Origin of the sequence: Frankia nepalensis (assembly GCF_016786325.1) — a bacterium.
Lineage (GTDB): Bacteria > Actinomycetota > Actinomycetes > Frankiales > Frankiaceae > Pseudofrankia > Pseudofrankia nepalensis.
Window position 1 is genome coordinate 25,346 of the sequence record NZ_JADWYU010000102.1, and the last position, 14,514, is coordinate 39,859.

11 protein-coding genes and 1 tRNA gene are annotated in these 14,514 nt (G+C 71.8%); 6 read left to right on the forward strand and 6 right to left on the reverse strand.

Translation table 11 applies throughout. The features are described 5' to 3' along the window. Positions 1 to 37: 37 nt before the first annotated feature. Entirely contained in the window at positions 38 to 1,279 is a 1,242-nt protein-coding gene (locus I6A81_RS11745; RefSeq protein ID WP_202998632.1) for an IS4 family transposase, read from the reverse strand. A 143-nt stretch (positions 1,280 to 1,422) separates the two neighbouring features. On the opposite strand from I6A81_RS11745, the gene I6A81_RS11750 reads away from it, so the two are divergent. Then, positions 1,423 to 2,625, forward strand: a complete 1,203-nt coding sequence (locus I6A81_RS11750) for a recombinase family protein (RefSeq protein ID WP_202998630.1) — start codon at positions 1,423 to 1,425, stop codon at positions 2,623 to 2,625. A 7-nt stretch (positions 2,626 to 2,632) separates the two neighbouring features. Here the strand turns inward: I6A81_RS11750 and I6A81_RS11755 are convergent. After that, positions 2,633 to 2,717: transfer RNA gene (locus tag I6A81_RS11755), tRNA-Leu, on the reverse strand. Positions 2,718 to 2,960: 243 nt separating this feature from the next. Here I6A81_RS11755 and I6A81_RS11760 point away from each other — a divergent pair. Next, entirely contained in the window at positions 2,961 to 3,788 is an 828-nt protein-coding gene (locus I6A81_RS11760; protein WP_202998628.1) for a PASTA domain-containing protein, read from the forward strand. A gap of 226 nt (positions 3,789 to 4,014) precedes the next feature. Then, entirely contained in the window at positions 4,015 to 4,851 is an 837-nt protein-coding gene (locus I6A81_RS11765; RefSeq protein WP_202998626.1) for an ArsR/SmtB family transcription factor, read from the forward strand. 82 nt (positions 4,852 to 4,933) lie between these two features. Here I6A81_RS11765 and I6A81_RS43215 read toward each other — a convergent pair whose 3' ends face one another. Together I6A81_RS43215 and I6A81_RS11775 are read right to left on the reverse strand one after the other, a co-directional pair. Next, complete coding sequence (locus tag I6A81_RS43215; RefSeq protein WP_238441486.1) at positions 4,934 to 5,281, reverse strand: hypothetical protein; 348 nt, start codon at positions 5,279 to 5,281, stop codon at positions 4,934 to 4,936. A gap of 666 nt (positions 5,282 to 5,947) precedes the next feature. Next, entirely contained in the window at positions 5,948 to 6,463 is a 516-nt protein-coding gene (locus I6A81_RS11775) for an AMIN-like domain-containing (lipo)protein (RefSeq protein WP_202998623.1), read from the reverse strand. 739 nt (positions 6,464 to 7,202) lie between these two features. Here I6A81_RS11775 and I6A81_RS11780 point away from each other — a divergent pair. Further along, positions 7,203 to 8,531 (forward strand): ABC transporter substrate-binding protein, encoded by a 1,329-nt coding sequence (locus tag I6A81_RS11780; protein ID WP_202998621.1) that lies wholly within the window; start codon positions 7,203 to 7,205, stop codon positions 8,529 to 8,531. A 178-nt stretch (positions 8,532 to 8,709) separates the two neighbouring features. On the opposite strand, the gene I6A81_RS11785 is transcribed toward I6A81_RS11780, so the two are convergent. After that, on the reverse strand, positions 8,710 to 9,801 hold the full coding sequence (locus I6A81_RS11785) for an LLM class flavin-dependent oxidoreductase (protein ID WP_202998619.1): 1,092 nt from the start codon (positions 9,799 to 9,801) through the stop codon (positions 8,710 to 8,712). Positions 9,802 to 10,321: 520 nt separating this feature from the next. Here I6A81_RS11785 and I6A81_RS11790 point away from each other — a divergent pair. Together I6A81_RS11790 and I6A81_RS11795 are read left to right on the forward strand one after the other, a co-directional pair. Further along, a complete protein-coding gene (locus I6A81_RS11790) occupies positions 10,322 to 11,530 on the forward strand; it encodes a patatin-like phospholipase family protein (protein WP_202998617.1) in 1,209 nt (402 codons plus the stop codon). Positions 11,531 to 11,978: 448 nt separating this feature from the next. Then, entirely contained in the window at positions 11,979 to 12,797 is an 819-nt protein-coding gene (locus I6A81_RS11795; RefSeq protein ID WP_202998616.1) for a class I SAM-dependent methyltransferase, read from the forward strand. Between the two features lie 184 nt (positions 12,798 to 12,981). Here the strand turns inward: I6A81_RS11795 and I6A81_RS11800 are convergent, their stop codons facing one another. Next, the gene (locus I6A81_RS11800; protein WP_202998615.1) at positions 12,982 to 14,415 is read right to left on the reverse strand and encodes a pyridoxal phosphate-dependent decarboxylase family protein; all 1,434 of its coding nucleotides are present in this window, start codon (positions 14,413 to 14,415) and stop codon (positions 12,982 to 12,984) included. Positions 14,416 to 14,514: the final 99 nt, after the last annotated feature.

A 14,514-nucleotide genomic window follows, 5' to 3' on the forward strand; every position in this document is an offset into this window, starting at 1 on the left:
GTCGGCGGCGATCTCGTCGAGGGTGTGTGCGCGTTGGTCAGGGGGAAAAGGCCGGGTCGGTGGCGATCCGGTCCCGGATGATCCTGACGGTGCGTAGGAACCTGATCCGGTCGGGGTCGATCCCGGCGGCGGTCGCGGCGTGGCAGGTCAGGGCGCTGATGGCGTGGTGGGTGAGCAGGTAGCCCCAGATCTCCTGGTAGACGGTGTCAGGATGCTGGGAACGCAGGACTTTTCCTGGGCCGCGCAGGTAGGTCTTGAGCTGCCTGTTGCCGGTCTCGTGTTCCCAGCGTTGCTGGTACGCCCCGGCCAGTGCGGTCGCGGTCGCCTCGCGGGGGTCGAGGATGGTGGTGAGCAGGGCGATGACCTCGTGTTTCCCGTCGCCCTCGCGGTCGGGCACGTCGTATTCGATGAGGCGGGCGTAGCGGGCAGTCGCCGGGTCGAGCGGCTCGCCGGCGCGGGCAGCGGCCACCAGCGCGTCGCGTGCCTTCCCGGTGGCCTTCGGGTTGACCAGCACGGTCAGGTACGAACCGTCGGGCAACGCGCGCAGCGGGGGCAGCCGCAGGCCGGCCTTGACTCGCCACAGCAACGCGGCGCCGGTGTCCGTGGCCGTGCACCAGTCCGTCCAGGAGTAGAAGTTCCGGTCCGCGAGCAGCAACCAGTCGGACGTCAGGCGGTGGTAGAGAGTCCGGGCCAGCGCCTGTTCGCTGGCGGGTCTCGCCCCGCTGGCCGGACCGAGCGCGGCCAGGACCGCGGCGTGCGAGGCGCACTCGGACACGGTCACCGCGCGGACCTTCGGCAGCGCCCCCGGCGCGCCGTCACGGCCGGCCGGCAGGCCGAACGCGGCGATGTTCTCCCTTGAGGCCGGGACATCCCACTCCAGCCCGTCGATGCTCATCAGCCGCCACCGGCCGAGGAACGCCCCAACCGTGTCCAGGTCGGCGACCGGCCCGGCGACCTGACAGAACAGTTCGGCCAGCGGCGCCGAGCCGAGCCGCTGGCGGGCTTTCGTCAGCCCGCCCGAGGTCGGTTCCCACCGCGGCCCGACGACGTCGAGATCGTCGAGCGTGGCGGCGAGCCGGCGGGCGACCGCCTCGTAGTCGTCGTCCGCGAACAGCGCGAGCGCCATCACGAAGTAGGCCGCGACCTGCGGTGGGATCGTCGTGTCGCTGCGCCGGGCGTTCTTCCCCGTCGCCTCGATCGCCTCGTCGACCGCGTCACGCGGGACGAACGACGTCAGAACCCCCAGCGAGATCCAGTCCGTCAGCGGGCTACCCGCCACCGCCCCAGCGTCCGCCACACCCCCTGATCATGCCGCCAACCAGACAGAACCGCTGGAACCGACACACCCACCACCATCAAGATCCAACTAGTGGAAGTGGCATTGGTGAAAGCCTCCACAACACGATTCGGGTTCGGGCCGCGATGGCGGCACAGACGAAGATCGAGGGCCGCTACCTGGGTGGCCGTCCGCCCTACGGCTACCGGCTTGCCGACGCGGGTCCGCACCCGCACCCGGCGAAGGCGGCCGACGGCCGACGCCAGCACGTGCTGGCGCTGGACCCTGACACCGCCCCGGTCGTTCAGCGGATCTTCACGCTCTTCCTCGATGGCGTGGGGCTTTACCTTGTCGCCAAGACGCTGAACAGCGACGGGGTCGTCCCGCCGTCCGGCGCCGATCCGGCGCGTAACCGGCACCGCGCCGGCACTGCCTGGGGCAAGAGCGCCATCCGCGCAATCCTGGTCAACCCGCGTTACACGGGCTACCAGGTCTGGAACAAGCAGCACAAGGCACAGGTGCCACTCGACGCCAATGATGTCGAGTTGGGCCACAAGACTCGCATGCGCTGGAACAACCCCGACACCTGGGTATGGTCCGACCAACCCGCGCACCCGCCGATCGTCAGCCGAGAGACGTTCGTGGCTGCCCAGGAGCGGCTCCTCTCGCCCCCGACGAGGAAGCAGACCGGGCAGCGAGTGAAGGGGCAACCGGCCCACCTGCTCCAGGGCATCCTTCGCCACGAGGAGTGCGGGCTGCGCATGCAGGCCCGGCGAAGCCATGGTCACGTCTACTACTGGTGTGGGTATTTCAACGAGTACGCGCCGGCGGAGGCGGTCGATCATCCGGTGAATGTCCGTGTCTGTGAGGGCGCGATCGTCACCCAGGTCGATGCCTGGCTTGCGACCGTGCTCGACTCCGTCGGACAGGTAAAGATCGGCCTGGCGCGGTCTGCCGGTCCGGAAGACGCGCGGCTTCGTTCGATCATCGCCGAATGCGACCAGAAGCTGGCTTACTACCGGGCCGTGATCGAGGCCGGCGCGCAGGCATCCCTGGTCGCCCGCTGGGTCAACGAGGTCGAAGCGCGAAGACGCGAGGCGATCGAGGCGTTGGAGCGCCAGGCTCCCGGGCCACAGGCCGAGCAGCCCGCGGCGGCCATCGATTGTCAGGACATGGCCAGCAAGGCTGGGATCTACCGAAAGATAGGGCTACGTCTCAGCTACAGCCGCGTGACGAACAGGATCACAGCCCAGCTGGACTCGTGCTCACTGACCACCAGGCTGACACTGGCCACAGTGGGCCACGATGCGCCCGACAGTTCTCTAACTACTGCGAGTGAGGGACCGTAACCCTCCGTGTCCGAGGGGGGACTTGAACCCCCACGCCCGTTAAAGGGCACTAGCACCTCAAGCTAGCGCGTCTGCCATTCCGCCACCCGGACCGGTGACTCCGGGGCTGCCGCCCCGGTGCGGTTCAGATGCTACACGGTCCCGCAGGGTGCCTGTCGCAACCCCAGGCCACCAGAGGATCAAGGGCCGCCAGTCGACTTTGGATCATCATCGGTGATATATGGACCAGCGTCGCGACGCCCGTCAGGCCTGGTGAAAGGCCTGCGGCGTCGACGATTTGGGTAGCGTGACCGATTCGCTACCGCTCCGCCGGTTGTCAGGCTATCCTGACGAGCATGAGCAGGGGTAAGGACGGGCCGGGGCACGACGGACGACGGGCGTGGGAACGGCTCGAGAGCTGGCTCGCGCGGGAGCACAAGCCGGAGTTCGGCGAGGCCGCGCTCGAGGCGCTGTCGGACGTCGGCACCGCGCGCCGGGAGCTCGACCGGATCGAGTTGGAGGCGGTGCGCGCCGCCCGCGGGCGCGGCAGGTCGTGGGCCGAGATCGCGACCCGTCTCGGGGTGACCCGCCAGTCGGCCTGGGAGCGCTGGCGTGACCTGGACGAGAACCTTCCGACGCCCCCGGCCGACGCCGCCGAGACCCCGGATGCCGGCCCCGGTTCGAGGTCGCGGCCACGCCCCGTCCTCCTGGAGGTCGACGAGGCGTTGCGGCGGGCGCGAGCCCAGGCCGAGGACGCGCTGCGGGACGGCGACGTGGGGGGTGACGACTCCGGCGGGGGCGCGGGCGGGCGCGGGTCTGGCAAGCGGTCGCGCCGCGGCCGGGGGAAGACGGTCGTCGTGCCGAACCTGGTCGGCCGGTCCTGGGAGGAGGCGCGGCGGCTGCTGGGGGAGTGGGGCCTGTTCGCCGCCGCGATCGGCCCGGCCACGGAGTACGACGCCCCGATGGAGCTGATCGAGCCGGAACCGGGTGTGGTCGTCACCGGTCAGGCGCCGGAGGCGGGGGCGAAGGTTCCGTTCGGTTCGACGGTCCGGCTCTGGATGGGCCAGTCCGGCGGCGGCTCCGCCGGTGACCGCGAGCCGCGTCGGCCGTTGCCGTCCTCGCCGCCAGCCCGGGAGATGCTGCCCGAAACGGCCTCGACGACGGTCATCGCGGCCGTCGGCTGACCCGCCGGCGCGCGCCTGCCCTGGACAGGGCCGGCCCGACGCCCAGCTCGGCCAAGCCCGCCGTCGGCCGCCGCCGGCCGCTGGGCCTGCCCGGACAGGGCAGGTCCCGGCGAGATGCGGCGCGGCCCGGCGGCCCGGTGGTCGAGAGGGGCGCCGTGAACAGGGACGAGCGCTCCCGCCGAACGGCGTCCTTGAACATGCAGGTAAATGCCTGCATAATTTGAGCGTGACCGAAGCCGGTGGGACGGACAGGGCAGGGGCGGACCGGGTCTTCAAGGCGCTGGCCGACTCGACTCGCCGGCAGCTGCTCGACCGGCTGCGCGAGCGCGACGGGCAGACGCTCGGCGAGCTGTGCGCGGGCCTCGCGATGGCGCGCCAGTCGGGCAGCCAGCACCTGGCCGTCCTCGAGGCCGCCAACCTGGTCAGCGCGGTCCGGCGTGGGCGCGAAAAGCTGCACTACCTGAACCCGGTTCCCATCCACGAGATCCAGGAGCGCTGGATCGGCAGGTTCGACCGGCCTCGGCTGGCGGCGTTGGGCGCTCTCAAACGACAGGCGGAGGGGCATGAGATGACCGGCCAACCGAGCTACGTGTACGTCACCTACATCCACAGCACGCCCGAGCGGGCCTGGCACGCGCTGACCGACGCGGACCTGACCGCCGCCTACTGGGGGCACAGCAACATCTCCGACTGGCGCGAGGGCTCGGCCTGGGAGCACCGCCGCGTCGACGGCTCCGGCATCGCCGACGTCGTCGGCACCGTGCTGACCTCCGAGCCACCACGGCTGTTGGTGATCACCTTCGACGAGCCCGGCGCCGAGCCGCCGAACGGGCCGTCCAGGGTGACCTTCCTGATCGAGCCGTACCACGAGATCGTCCGGCTCACCGTCACCCACGAGAACCTCGCCGACGACAAGGCCCTCGAGGCGATCTCCGCGGGCTGGCCGGCGGTGCTGGCGAACCTCAAGTCGTTGCTGGAGACGGACCGGCCGCTGCCGCGGGCCCCCTGGGAGATGCACGCCGAGCTGCGCGCCGAGCAGTTGGCCCGGCACGACTCCCACTGACGCGGCCGGCCGTCGGCCCGCTGACCCGCCGACCCGCGCGCCTGGGGCCGGGCGCGGGGTCGGCGCCGGTTCCGGGAGGTCGTCAACGGCTGGGAGCGCTGGCCTCGCCGATGACCAGGGTGCCGTCGCGCTCGCAGCTGACGGTGACGGTCACCAGGCCGAGCTCGCCAAGCTCGTCGGGGGAGTAGCCGTGCGCGGTCGCGACGTCGCTGCCCGGCGGGTGAAGGCCGACGGTGACCCGCGGGGAGCCGGCGTCGCAGCCGCTGTCGGCGAGGAGCCGGCGGGCGGTGGCCTCGGCCTCGGCCGTCGCCTGGCTCCGGGTGGTCGTGAGCGCGGCGGCGCTGGCCGCTTCCTGGGCGGCGCGCCCGACGTCGAGCGACGCGTCCTGCCATCCGAGGGCTCCGTAAAGAACCCAGGCACCGGCCGCCACTATCCATATCCCGACGACGATTTCGACGATCCGGCCGCGCAGGCGGATCCGGCGCGCGCCGCGACCGGCTCGGCCACGAGGAAACCGGTCGCGGCTTCGCCGTGCGTGCTCTTGGCCGTGCTCGCCTGCGTCCGTGTCGCGGTCACCCGGGGAGTCGCCTGCACCGGGGGAGGTGTCCAGCCGCGCCGGCGTATCGCCGTGGCCGCTGGAACCGTCGGTCACCGGGCCCGTTCCGCGGTGGCGCGCCGTGACGCCCTCATGTCGCGCCTGTGCGTCGGCATCCGATGATTCTGCGCGATGGAACCGACGTATCCGTGAATTTGTCGGGTACGTTGCGTGGATCTGGTTCGGATCTTGTGAAGGTCTGGCCCGGCGCGGCCTGGCCCGGCCCGGCGCGGCTGTGCCGTGATCGTCCGATGCCTGGGAAAGTCGCGGGCAACGCCGCGTCGTTACGACCACATCGGCGAGCAAACGACGATCAGATGGTCGCGCGCCGGGCCTGGTTTCGTGGGTTCCGTGGTTCCGTGGGATCCGCGCCAGAACCCGTTACGTGGCGTGGCCTGGAAGTCGGATCCGGGTTGGTGCGCGGGGACGGCGTCCTGGCCGCCGGGCGGCGAAAGGGTGATGGCCGCCGGCATCGGTTCTCGATGCCGGCGGCCAGGGTCGTTACCGCGTCGGAATCGCCACGGTCACCTCCGTGCCCGAGCACTGGACGGTCGGATGCACGCCGGTCGGGGGCGCAGGTGCGCGCAGTCCGATGAAGTAGGTGACCACGCCTTCGAAGTCGCCGCCACTACGAATCTGGACGACATTGGTGGTTCCGGGGACGGGGAACAGGTTCCGGGGGGCCGTCGGCCTGCCGTTCTCGTCGTGGGCCGCGGTGCCCTGGAAGACCACCTGGACGAACGACTGGCCGCGCACGGCGACGGGCAGGCCGGAGCCGTCCTGGACCAGCGCCGATCGTGGCACGTAGCGGGCCGCGACGTCCGTGGGGGCGAGCGGTCGGAACCGGAACCGCACGAGATCCGCGCGGGCGCTGGCCGCGTGGGCGGTATGGATGCCCGTGAGCACCGGCTGGACGGGCGTGGCGGGTGGTCCGCCGGCGCGCGCCGGAACCGTGCCGGCCGTCAGGCCGAGGGCGAGAACGAGCAGCGCGCCCATGTTCGACAGTGACTTCCTCATGATTCACCACCAATTCCTGTAAGGCCGGAGACTCTCGTCCGGACCATCGCGAGAAAGCCGTGGTGGAAATCGGGTGGGCCGACGGAAAACACCCGTCTGCCCGCTGGTGAGAAGCCTGCGCTGGTGAGAAGGACCGAAGGAAGGTGCTGTGCGGCACGGGTCGGTTTGGGCGGCCACCTCCGTTCGCCGCCCAGCCTGCGCGACCGCGGCGCGTCCCGCCAGTCGTCCGCGACGAGCCGCGGTGGCGGCCACACATGGCGGAGCGCGACGGGCGCGACGGATATGGCGGGTATGGCGGGCGTGGCGGGCGTGATGGCGCATGGCCGGCGCGGCGCTGAACAGACCTGCCGCGGCGCACGCCACGGTGGGTGGCGTGACCCGAGCCAGGGGTCCGCGCCGACGGGCCCGCGCCGGCGGGTGGAGCCGACGGCCGGCGGACATGGCCGGCGGGCGGGGCCGGGCGTTGCCCGCGTCCAGCCGGGTGACCGGATGGCCGACCGCCGTTCCAGCGGTCCGTGGTCACGGCCCGCGCCTCCGGGGGGCCGGGCGGGCCGGGCTGGTCACGGCGCGGTGGGCGGCACTCACCCCACGTCAGAGGGTTCCGGCTTGGGATTGTGTCTAAATATTTTGTGCCCTAGGGTGCGTGGCGGCCGTCACAGTCTCACCGCCCGTTGTCCCGCTCGTGTGGGGGCGATGAGCCGTCGAACGGGCGGCCGGTCAGCTGATCACGGGAGGGCGCATGGGGCAGACAGGTATCTCCGGCGACGGGCGGGAGGCACGGCCGGGCTGGCGGCGGCCGTCGCGCCGGCACGGGTCGGCGCTGGCCGCGTTATCGGCGTTCACGGCCGTCAGCGTGCTGCTCGCGGGCTGTGGGGGCGACGACGAGCAGGACACGCCGGCCGGCACGCCCAGCGCGGCCGCGTCCGCCGCCGACGTGCTGGGCCCGGTCGCGGCGGCGCAGGGCGCGCCGGTCAGGATCGGGCTGATCTCGGACGGCAAGGGGCCGGTCTCGGACCTGGCCTACGAGAAGGACGTCGCCGCCGCGGCCGCGAAGTTCCTCAACGAGCGGCGTTCCGGCATCGGCGGGCGGCCGATCGAGCTGGTCTCGTGCGAGACCCTGGCCGATCCGGGCAAGGGCGCCGACTGTGCCAACCGGATGATCGAGGAGGACGTCGTCGCGGTCGTCGTCGGCTCGTCGTCGGTGGTGGAGAGCATCTGGCACCCGCTGCACGACGCGCACGTCCCGACGCTGTTCGGGACCGCGCCGACCCCGGCGCTGCTCGCCGACGCCGAGTCGACCTTCATCCTGTCCGACTCGATCTTCCCGCTGATCAAGCTGCCCATGCAGCTCGCCAAGGAGAACGGCGAGAACAAGGTGACGGTCGTCGCGATCGACGTGCCGACCGTGATGGGCATCTACCAGTCCATCGCGCCGCGGATGTTCGAGGCGGAGGGGATGGAACTGGACGTGGTCGCCGTCCCGCCGGGCACGGCCGACATGACGCCGCAGATGCAGACGCTGGTGGCCGGGGGCCCGGGGCTCGTCCAGGTGCTTGGCAGCGACGCGTTCTGCATCGCGGCCTTCAACGGCCTGCGCACGGCCGGGTTCTCCGGCCCGCTCGCGGCCGTGGCCCAGTGCATCACCGACGCGACCCGCAAGTCGGTGCCCGGTGACACCCTCGAGGGGATCACCATGTCGGCGAGCGCGCCCATCGGCACCGACAACCCGTCGACCGAACTGCTCGCCGCGGTCGCGGAAACCTACGGCAACGGCGAGTTCGAGGTCCAGCGCCAGGGGTCGTTGACGATGTTCACGACGGTGACCGCGCTGCAGGCCGCCACCAAGGGGATCTCCGGCGAGATCACCCCGGCCGCGATGACGGCGGCCATCAAGGCGATGCCGGAGTCGGAGCTGCCGGGCGCCGGCGGCCTGAAGTTCCGGTGCGGTGGCAAGGCCAACCCGTCGTCGCCGGCGGTGTGCGTGCGCGGCGGCCTGGTCACGACGCTGGACGGCAAGGGCCAGCCGACCGAGTACCGGGTGCTGGCCAGCACGCCGATCGAGGGCTGACGGATATCGAGGTCTGACAGGTGGTGAGGTGAGCCGCGTTGACTCCGCCGTCGCCGGAGGGCCGAAGCTCGACACGTGTTCGATGCGTGTTCGATCCGGACCCGTCGGGTCGATCGGTGAGTTCGCGCGGCTCACCTCTCCGAGCGTCAGGACGCCGCGGCACGCTGCCGCTCGGCGGTCAGGCGCGGTCCGCGGCGACCGGGACAGGCACCCGCGCAACAGGCGGCGGAGCATGCCAGTCGTCGATCGGCTTGTTCGGGATCTCCTTGCGGATGACCGGGACGATCTCGGTGGCGAAGATCTCCAGAGTCGCCCGGTAGTCCTCCGGGCTGATCGCCTGCGTGTCGACGTGGATGTGCACGAGGTCGTGCTGGAACTTCTCGTGCTGGGCCAGCAGGGTGTCGATCACCTGCTGGGGGCTGCCGACCAGCGCCGAGGTCTTGGTGAGGTAGTCCTCGAGCGTGGCGGCCCCGAGGCGGTCGAGGGCGCCGTGCTCATAGCGGCGGTTGTAGGCGAGGCGCCGCTCGAAGGCGGGCGTGAACTTCCGGACCGCCTCCTGGCTCGTCGCCGCGGCGAAGAAGCCGCCGGTGCCGACGCCGACCAGGGCGTGCTCGGGGTCGTGGCCGTAGGAGGCGAACCGTTCCCGGTAGTACTGCACGGTCTCGAGGTACCGGCCGACGGCGGCGGTCCCGATCGAGGTGAACACCGGGTCGCCGTGCCGGGCGGCGAAGTCGGCGCTTTCCAGGTTCGTGTTGGCGCCGTGCCAGATCCGCAGGTTCGGCCGCGCCGGGCGGGGCAGCGCGGTCACGTTGACCAGCGGCGGCCGGAAGCGCCCCTCCCAGCTCACCTCGGTCTCGTTCCACAGCGCGCGAAAGACCTCGTAGCTTTCCCGGAGGCGATCCCACTTGTCGTCGTCGGTCACGCCGAAGACGCGAAGGGTCTCCGCGTACCCGCCCTTTCCGATGACGAGGTCGAGACGCCCGCCGGCGAGGTGGTCCAGCGTCGAGTAGTCCTCGAAGGCGCGCAGCGGGTCGTGCAGGCCGAGTGTGGAGACGGTCGTGACCAGCTGGATCGTGCTGGTGTGGGCGGCGATGTTGGCGAGGATCACGGCCGGCGACGAGGCGGCCACCCGCCCGTCGTGCCGCTCGCCGATCCCGAAGGCGTCGAACCCGAGCTGCTCGGCGAGGACGGCCTCGTCGACGAGGTGCGCGAACTGCCGCCGCACCGACGCGTGCTCGTCGGGCAGCGACGGCAGGAGAAGGAACTTCACAGGGGGTCTCCCGGGGGATGAACCGGCGCCGCCGGCGCGGCGTTCCTCGGCCGCGCGCATGCGATGGGGCGGTTCGGCTTCCTCGAAAAGATCTTCGTCACGTGGCCTCTCCTGCCATGAGGCGGGACCAACCCACCGGTATGCCGCCTTGTTGTCGACGAGTCAGCTTGGCGGTTGGCCGAGGGCGTGGGGAGACTGCACCTTGACGTGCGTTATGTACTTCGAGGTGCGTATTGGCGGAAGGAGACCGATCTGTGAGCGGAACGGATGCCGGAGCCCACCTGACGGCCGTCGCCAGCGGAGGAGTCTGCGCGACGGAGCGGGACGCCCAGCATCGTTACGGACTCCGACGCCCGAACCGTCGCCGGACCGAAACGTCTGGAAGCCGGCGGCGGGCACGCAAACGCTCCGGCGGAAAGCCTGTCGCCGGCCCGAGTGACGCCGCTTTCCTCCGCGCCGTGTTCTAATTCCGCGAAGCATGTCGTGACCGTCAGCGAGCAGGCCACGGAGAAGCGAGAAGATGCCAAAGGCGACCAGCCCCGACCAGGCGGACGAAAAGGTGCTCGGCATCGTCATCGCCGGGGCCGCGGCGCGCGGGGCGTACGCGGCGGGCGCGCTCGCGCGCCTCGCACCGAAGATCAAGACGTATCGGCGGCTGGTGGTCGTCGGCACGAGCTCGGGGGCCGTCAACGCCGCGTTGCTCGCCCAGAGCGCTCACAAACCTCCCGGCGAGATCGCCGCCGACCTGACCGACGCCTGGAGGACCATCGACTCCTCAAGGGTCTTCGCGCCCGTGGTCTCCCCCTGCACCATGGCCAGGAGGGTGGCCGGGGCGATCCGCTCGCGCACGATCACCAGCCTGGTGGACACCGCGCCGCTGCACACGACGGCGCGGGATCTCTACCGCCCCGACCAGGTCGCCAGCAACGTCGTCGACGGATACCCCGAGGCCGTCGCGGTCGTCGCGACACTCTGCCAGCAGGACGGGACGGGCGGGCGCAGCCGGGTGTTCCTGCACAGCAACGCCCCCGCGCCCCAGGTCCCTCCCGGCGGCGCACTGGACTATGTGCGGACGTCGCTCGAGTACGAGCACGTCGTCGCTTCCTCGGCGATTCCGGTCATCTTCCCGCCGGAGAAAATCGACACCCGTGGCGCGGCGGGTTTCTACCTCGACGGCGGTATCCGGCTGAACGCGCCCATAAAGCCCGCCCTCGACCTCGGGGCGACCGAACTGATAATCATCTCCAGCCACGCGACGGACTATCCGCCGCCGCCCTCGGCGCCCGTCGACCGCGTGCCGGGCGTCCTGGGCGCGGGCGCCCAGTCGCTGAACGCGGTGCTCGGCGACGCGATGATCGAGGACATCAGGAACCTGCGGCGCGTCAACCGCTTCGTCAAGGCGGCCGGCGTCAGGGCGGCCTCGCCGAGCGGAGCGCCCTACAGGCGGGTCAACTTTCTTCTCGTCTCGCCGGGAAGCGGCGAACTCGCCGGTCTGGCGGCGGCCGTGTTCCGCGACCGCTACCGAGGGCGGCGGGCGATCCCGTCGCCTCACTACCTGCGCGCTCCCGACTACCACGTGCTGGGCCTGCTGCAGACGGTTCTGGCCTGCCTGCGGGTCGGCGGCGACGACCGGGAACTGCTCAGCTTCCTGCTCTTCGACACCCAGTACATGGACGACCAGATCCGCCTGGGTGAGGCTCACGCCGCCGCCTCCTCCTGGCAGTACTGAGTCCGTTTCCTGCTCTTCGACACCCAGTACATGGACGACCAGATCCGCCTGGGTGAGGCTCACGCCGCCTCCTCCTCCTGGCAGTACTGAGTCCGTCCGGATCGGGTCGACCACCGTTGTCCACACCGTTGGCGGGCGGCTGTCGATCATGAATGTCGTGTCGGCGTGACGCCACATCCTCTCGGCCGGTCGGGTCGACAAGATAATCAACGGTGTTGACGGGCGGTCTCGCGGCTTGTTGATCTTGTCTGCTTCCGGCTCCGTAGGCTTGACCGCTCCCCGCCCGGCTCCTCCTCGAAGACGCGATCATCGAGGCAGCCAACGACGAAAAGGGCACGGGACGTTGGCTCACCGCGCCTTCGGGATTGCCGCGCTGGTGGTGTACACAGGTCGGACAGGATCTTCCGAAGCGTTGTCGCCACAGTCGCAGTGAGGTGTGGACAGAACCATGGGTGGCCAACGGCGACCGCGGTACGCCGACGATGTTCTCGGCGGCCCGGACGAGGCCGAACGCCTCCGGCTCGCCGCGATGGCCGAGGTCTGCGACCCGACCACGACCCGCGTGCTCGACGAACTCGGCGTCGCCGCCGGCTGGCGGTGCCTGGAGGTGGGCGCCGGCGCCGGGTCGATCGCGGCCTGGCTGGCCGACCGGGTCGCCGCGGCCGGCCACGTCGTCGCGACCGACATCGACACCAGCCACCTGGCCGACCTCGCCGCTTCGCGCGCGAACCTGACCGTCCTGCGGCATGACGTCACGCGCGACCCCGCGCCGGACGGCGGGCCGTTCGACCTCGTCCATGCCCGGTTCGTCCTGGAGCATCTCCCCGAGCGCGAGGAGGTCCTCGACCGCCTCGTGGCCTGGCTGAAGCCGGGCGGCGTGCTCGTCCTCGAGTCGATCGCCGAGTTCCCGGTCGACTCCTCGCCGCACCCGCCGTTCCGCGCGGCGATGCGCGGCATCGGCGAGGCGCTCGCGAGGACGATCGGCACGGACTCCGGCTGGGCGCGCGGCTTCCCGGGCCCGCTGCGTGACCGGCGCCTCGTCGACGTCGGAACGGCGGTCCACCTGCCGGCCACCGGCGGCGCCAACGCCTCCGCGCGATGCTGGACGTTGACCCTGACCCGCCTGCGGCCGCGCATCCGCGAGCTGGACCTCGCGTCCGAGGACACGCTCGACGAGGCGCTCGCCCAGCTCGCGGACCCGGCGTTCTTCGACCTGGCCTTCGCGACGGTCATCGCCTGGGGCCGCGGACCGGCGGGCCCGCGTTAGGACGCTTCCCACGGATCATGTTCCGCGCGGCCTGGATCGCCGATCCGCGTACACAACCAGCGATCATCGACCCGATCCGGCCCGGTCACCTCGGGAGATCACCGGATCCGTACGCGGATCGGCGGTCGAGCATCCCGGTCAAGATCACGGGAAGGCCTGGCCCGGCCGGCCCCTCGGCGGCGGGTCACGGCAGCGGCACCAGGGTGGCGCGGACGCGGGCGGCGCAGGTGAGGATGACGTCGGCGGCGAACGCGGCATCCTCGGGGCCGGTCTTCCAGGACGAGACGCTGACGCGCATCGCGGTCCGGCCGCGCCACCGGGTCGGGCCACACCAGATCCGCCCGTCGGCCTGGATCTCGGCTATCAGCGCCGCCGTCAGCGCATCCCCCTCGGCCGCGCCCCCGGCGGTGTCGCCAGGCTCGCCGTCGAGGCGGACGAGGACCTGGTTGAGGACGACCTCGTTGAGCACGGTCAGCCCGCCCACGGCGAGCCGGCGGGCGATCTCGGCCGCCGCGTCGCAGGCCCTGGTCACCAGGCCGGCCACGCCGGCGCGCCCAAGGGTGCGCAACGCCGCCCACACCTCGACCTGGCGGGCGCGCTGCGACGACTGGGGCGTGTGGTGCATGGGGTCGAACGTGTCCCCGGCCGGCACGTAACCGGCGGCGGCGGTGAACGTGCGCCGCAGGTGGGCGGGGTCGCGGACGACGGCGAGCCCGCAGTCGTGGGTGACGTTGAGCCACTTGTGGCCGTCGGTAGCCCACGAGTCCGCGCGGTCCAGGCCCGCGACCAGGTGGCGCCGGCCCGGGTCGGCGAGCGCCCACAGGCCGAACGCGCCGTCGACGTGCAGCCAGCCGGGCGCGGCGTGGGGCCGGGCGGCCAGCCAGTCGGCGATCTCGTCGAACGGGTCGAACGCGCCGGTGTTCACCTCGCCGGCCTGGGCGCAGACCAGCACCGGCCCGGCCAGGTCGGGGAGCGCGTCGGCGCGCATCCGTCCCTGGTCGTCGGCGGGGACGACGTGCACCCGGGAGCGCCCGAGGCCCACCAGGCCGAGCGACTTCAGCAGCGTCGAGTGCGCTCCCTCGCCGATGACCACGTCGAAGGCCGGGGCGCCGAACAGCCCGTCGGCCTGGGCGTCCCAGCCGAGCCGGGCGAGCAGCGTGTCGCGGGCGGCGGCCAGGCAGGAGGCGTTCGCGACGGTTGCGCCGGTGACGTAGGCGACGGCGCTGCCCGCCGGCAGGCCGAGCAGCTCGAGCAGCCAGCCGCGGGTGACGTCGTGCAGCTTCGCCGCGACGGGTGACATCACCGGCAGCGCCGCGTTCTGGTCCCAGGCGCTGGTCAGCCACGCCGCGCCGAGCGCCGCCGGCAGCGTGGCGCCGATGACGAAGCCGAAGTAACGGGCGCCGGCCGAGGCCATCGTCGCGGGACTGCCGGCGGCGTGCAGCAGGCGAAGCGTCTCGGACGCGGGCACGCCGGCCTGGGGGAGAGGCTCGTCGAACGCGCCAAGCCCGGCGAAGGCCGCCGTGTCGGGTGTGGCAGGCCGGTCGTCGACCGTGGCCGCGTACTCGAGCGCCATCGCCGCGGCCGCCCGCAGCGCCTCCAGATCCTCGTCACGGTCCACGGCGTCATCCTGCCGGGGCACTTCTCCGGGGGCGACCGGTTATCGCCCACCCCACTGGCCCGCCACCCGGCCGCACTCGGGCTGCCTCCTGCTGTCGTT

Coding starts and splice junctions, on each gene's coding strand:
- I6A81_RS11780 (WP_202998621.1), top strand. CDS start 7,203: ATGGGGCAGACAGGTATCTCCGGCGACGGGCGGGAGGCACGGCCGGGC.
- I6A81_RS11750 (WP_202998630.1), top strand. CDS start 1,423: ATGGCGGCACAGACGAAGATCGAGGGCCGCTACCTGGGTGGCCGTCCG.
- I6A81_RS11775 (WP_202998623.1), bottom strand. CDS start 6,463: ATGAGGAAGTCACTGTCGAACATGGGCGCGCTGCTCGTTCTCGCCCTC.
- I6A81_RS11790 (WP_202998617.1), top strand. CDS start 10,322: ATGCCAAAGGCGACCAGCCCCGACCAGGCGGACGAAAAGGTGCTCGGC.
- I6A81_RS11760 (WP_202998628.1), top strand. CDS start 2,961: ATGAGCAGGGGTAAGGACGGGCCGGGGCACGACGGACGACGGGCGTGG.
- I6A81_RS11795 (WP_202998616.1), top strand. CDS start 11,979: ATGGGTGGCCAACGGCGACCGCGGTACGCCGACGATGTTCTCGGCGGC.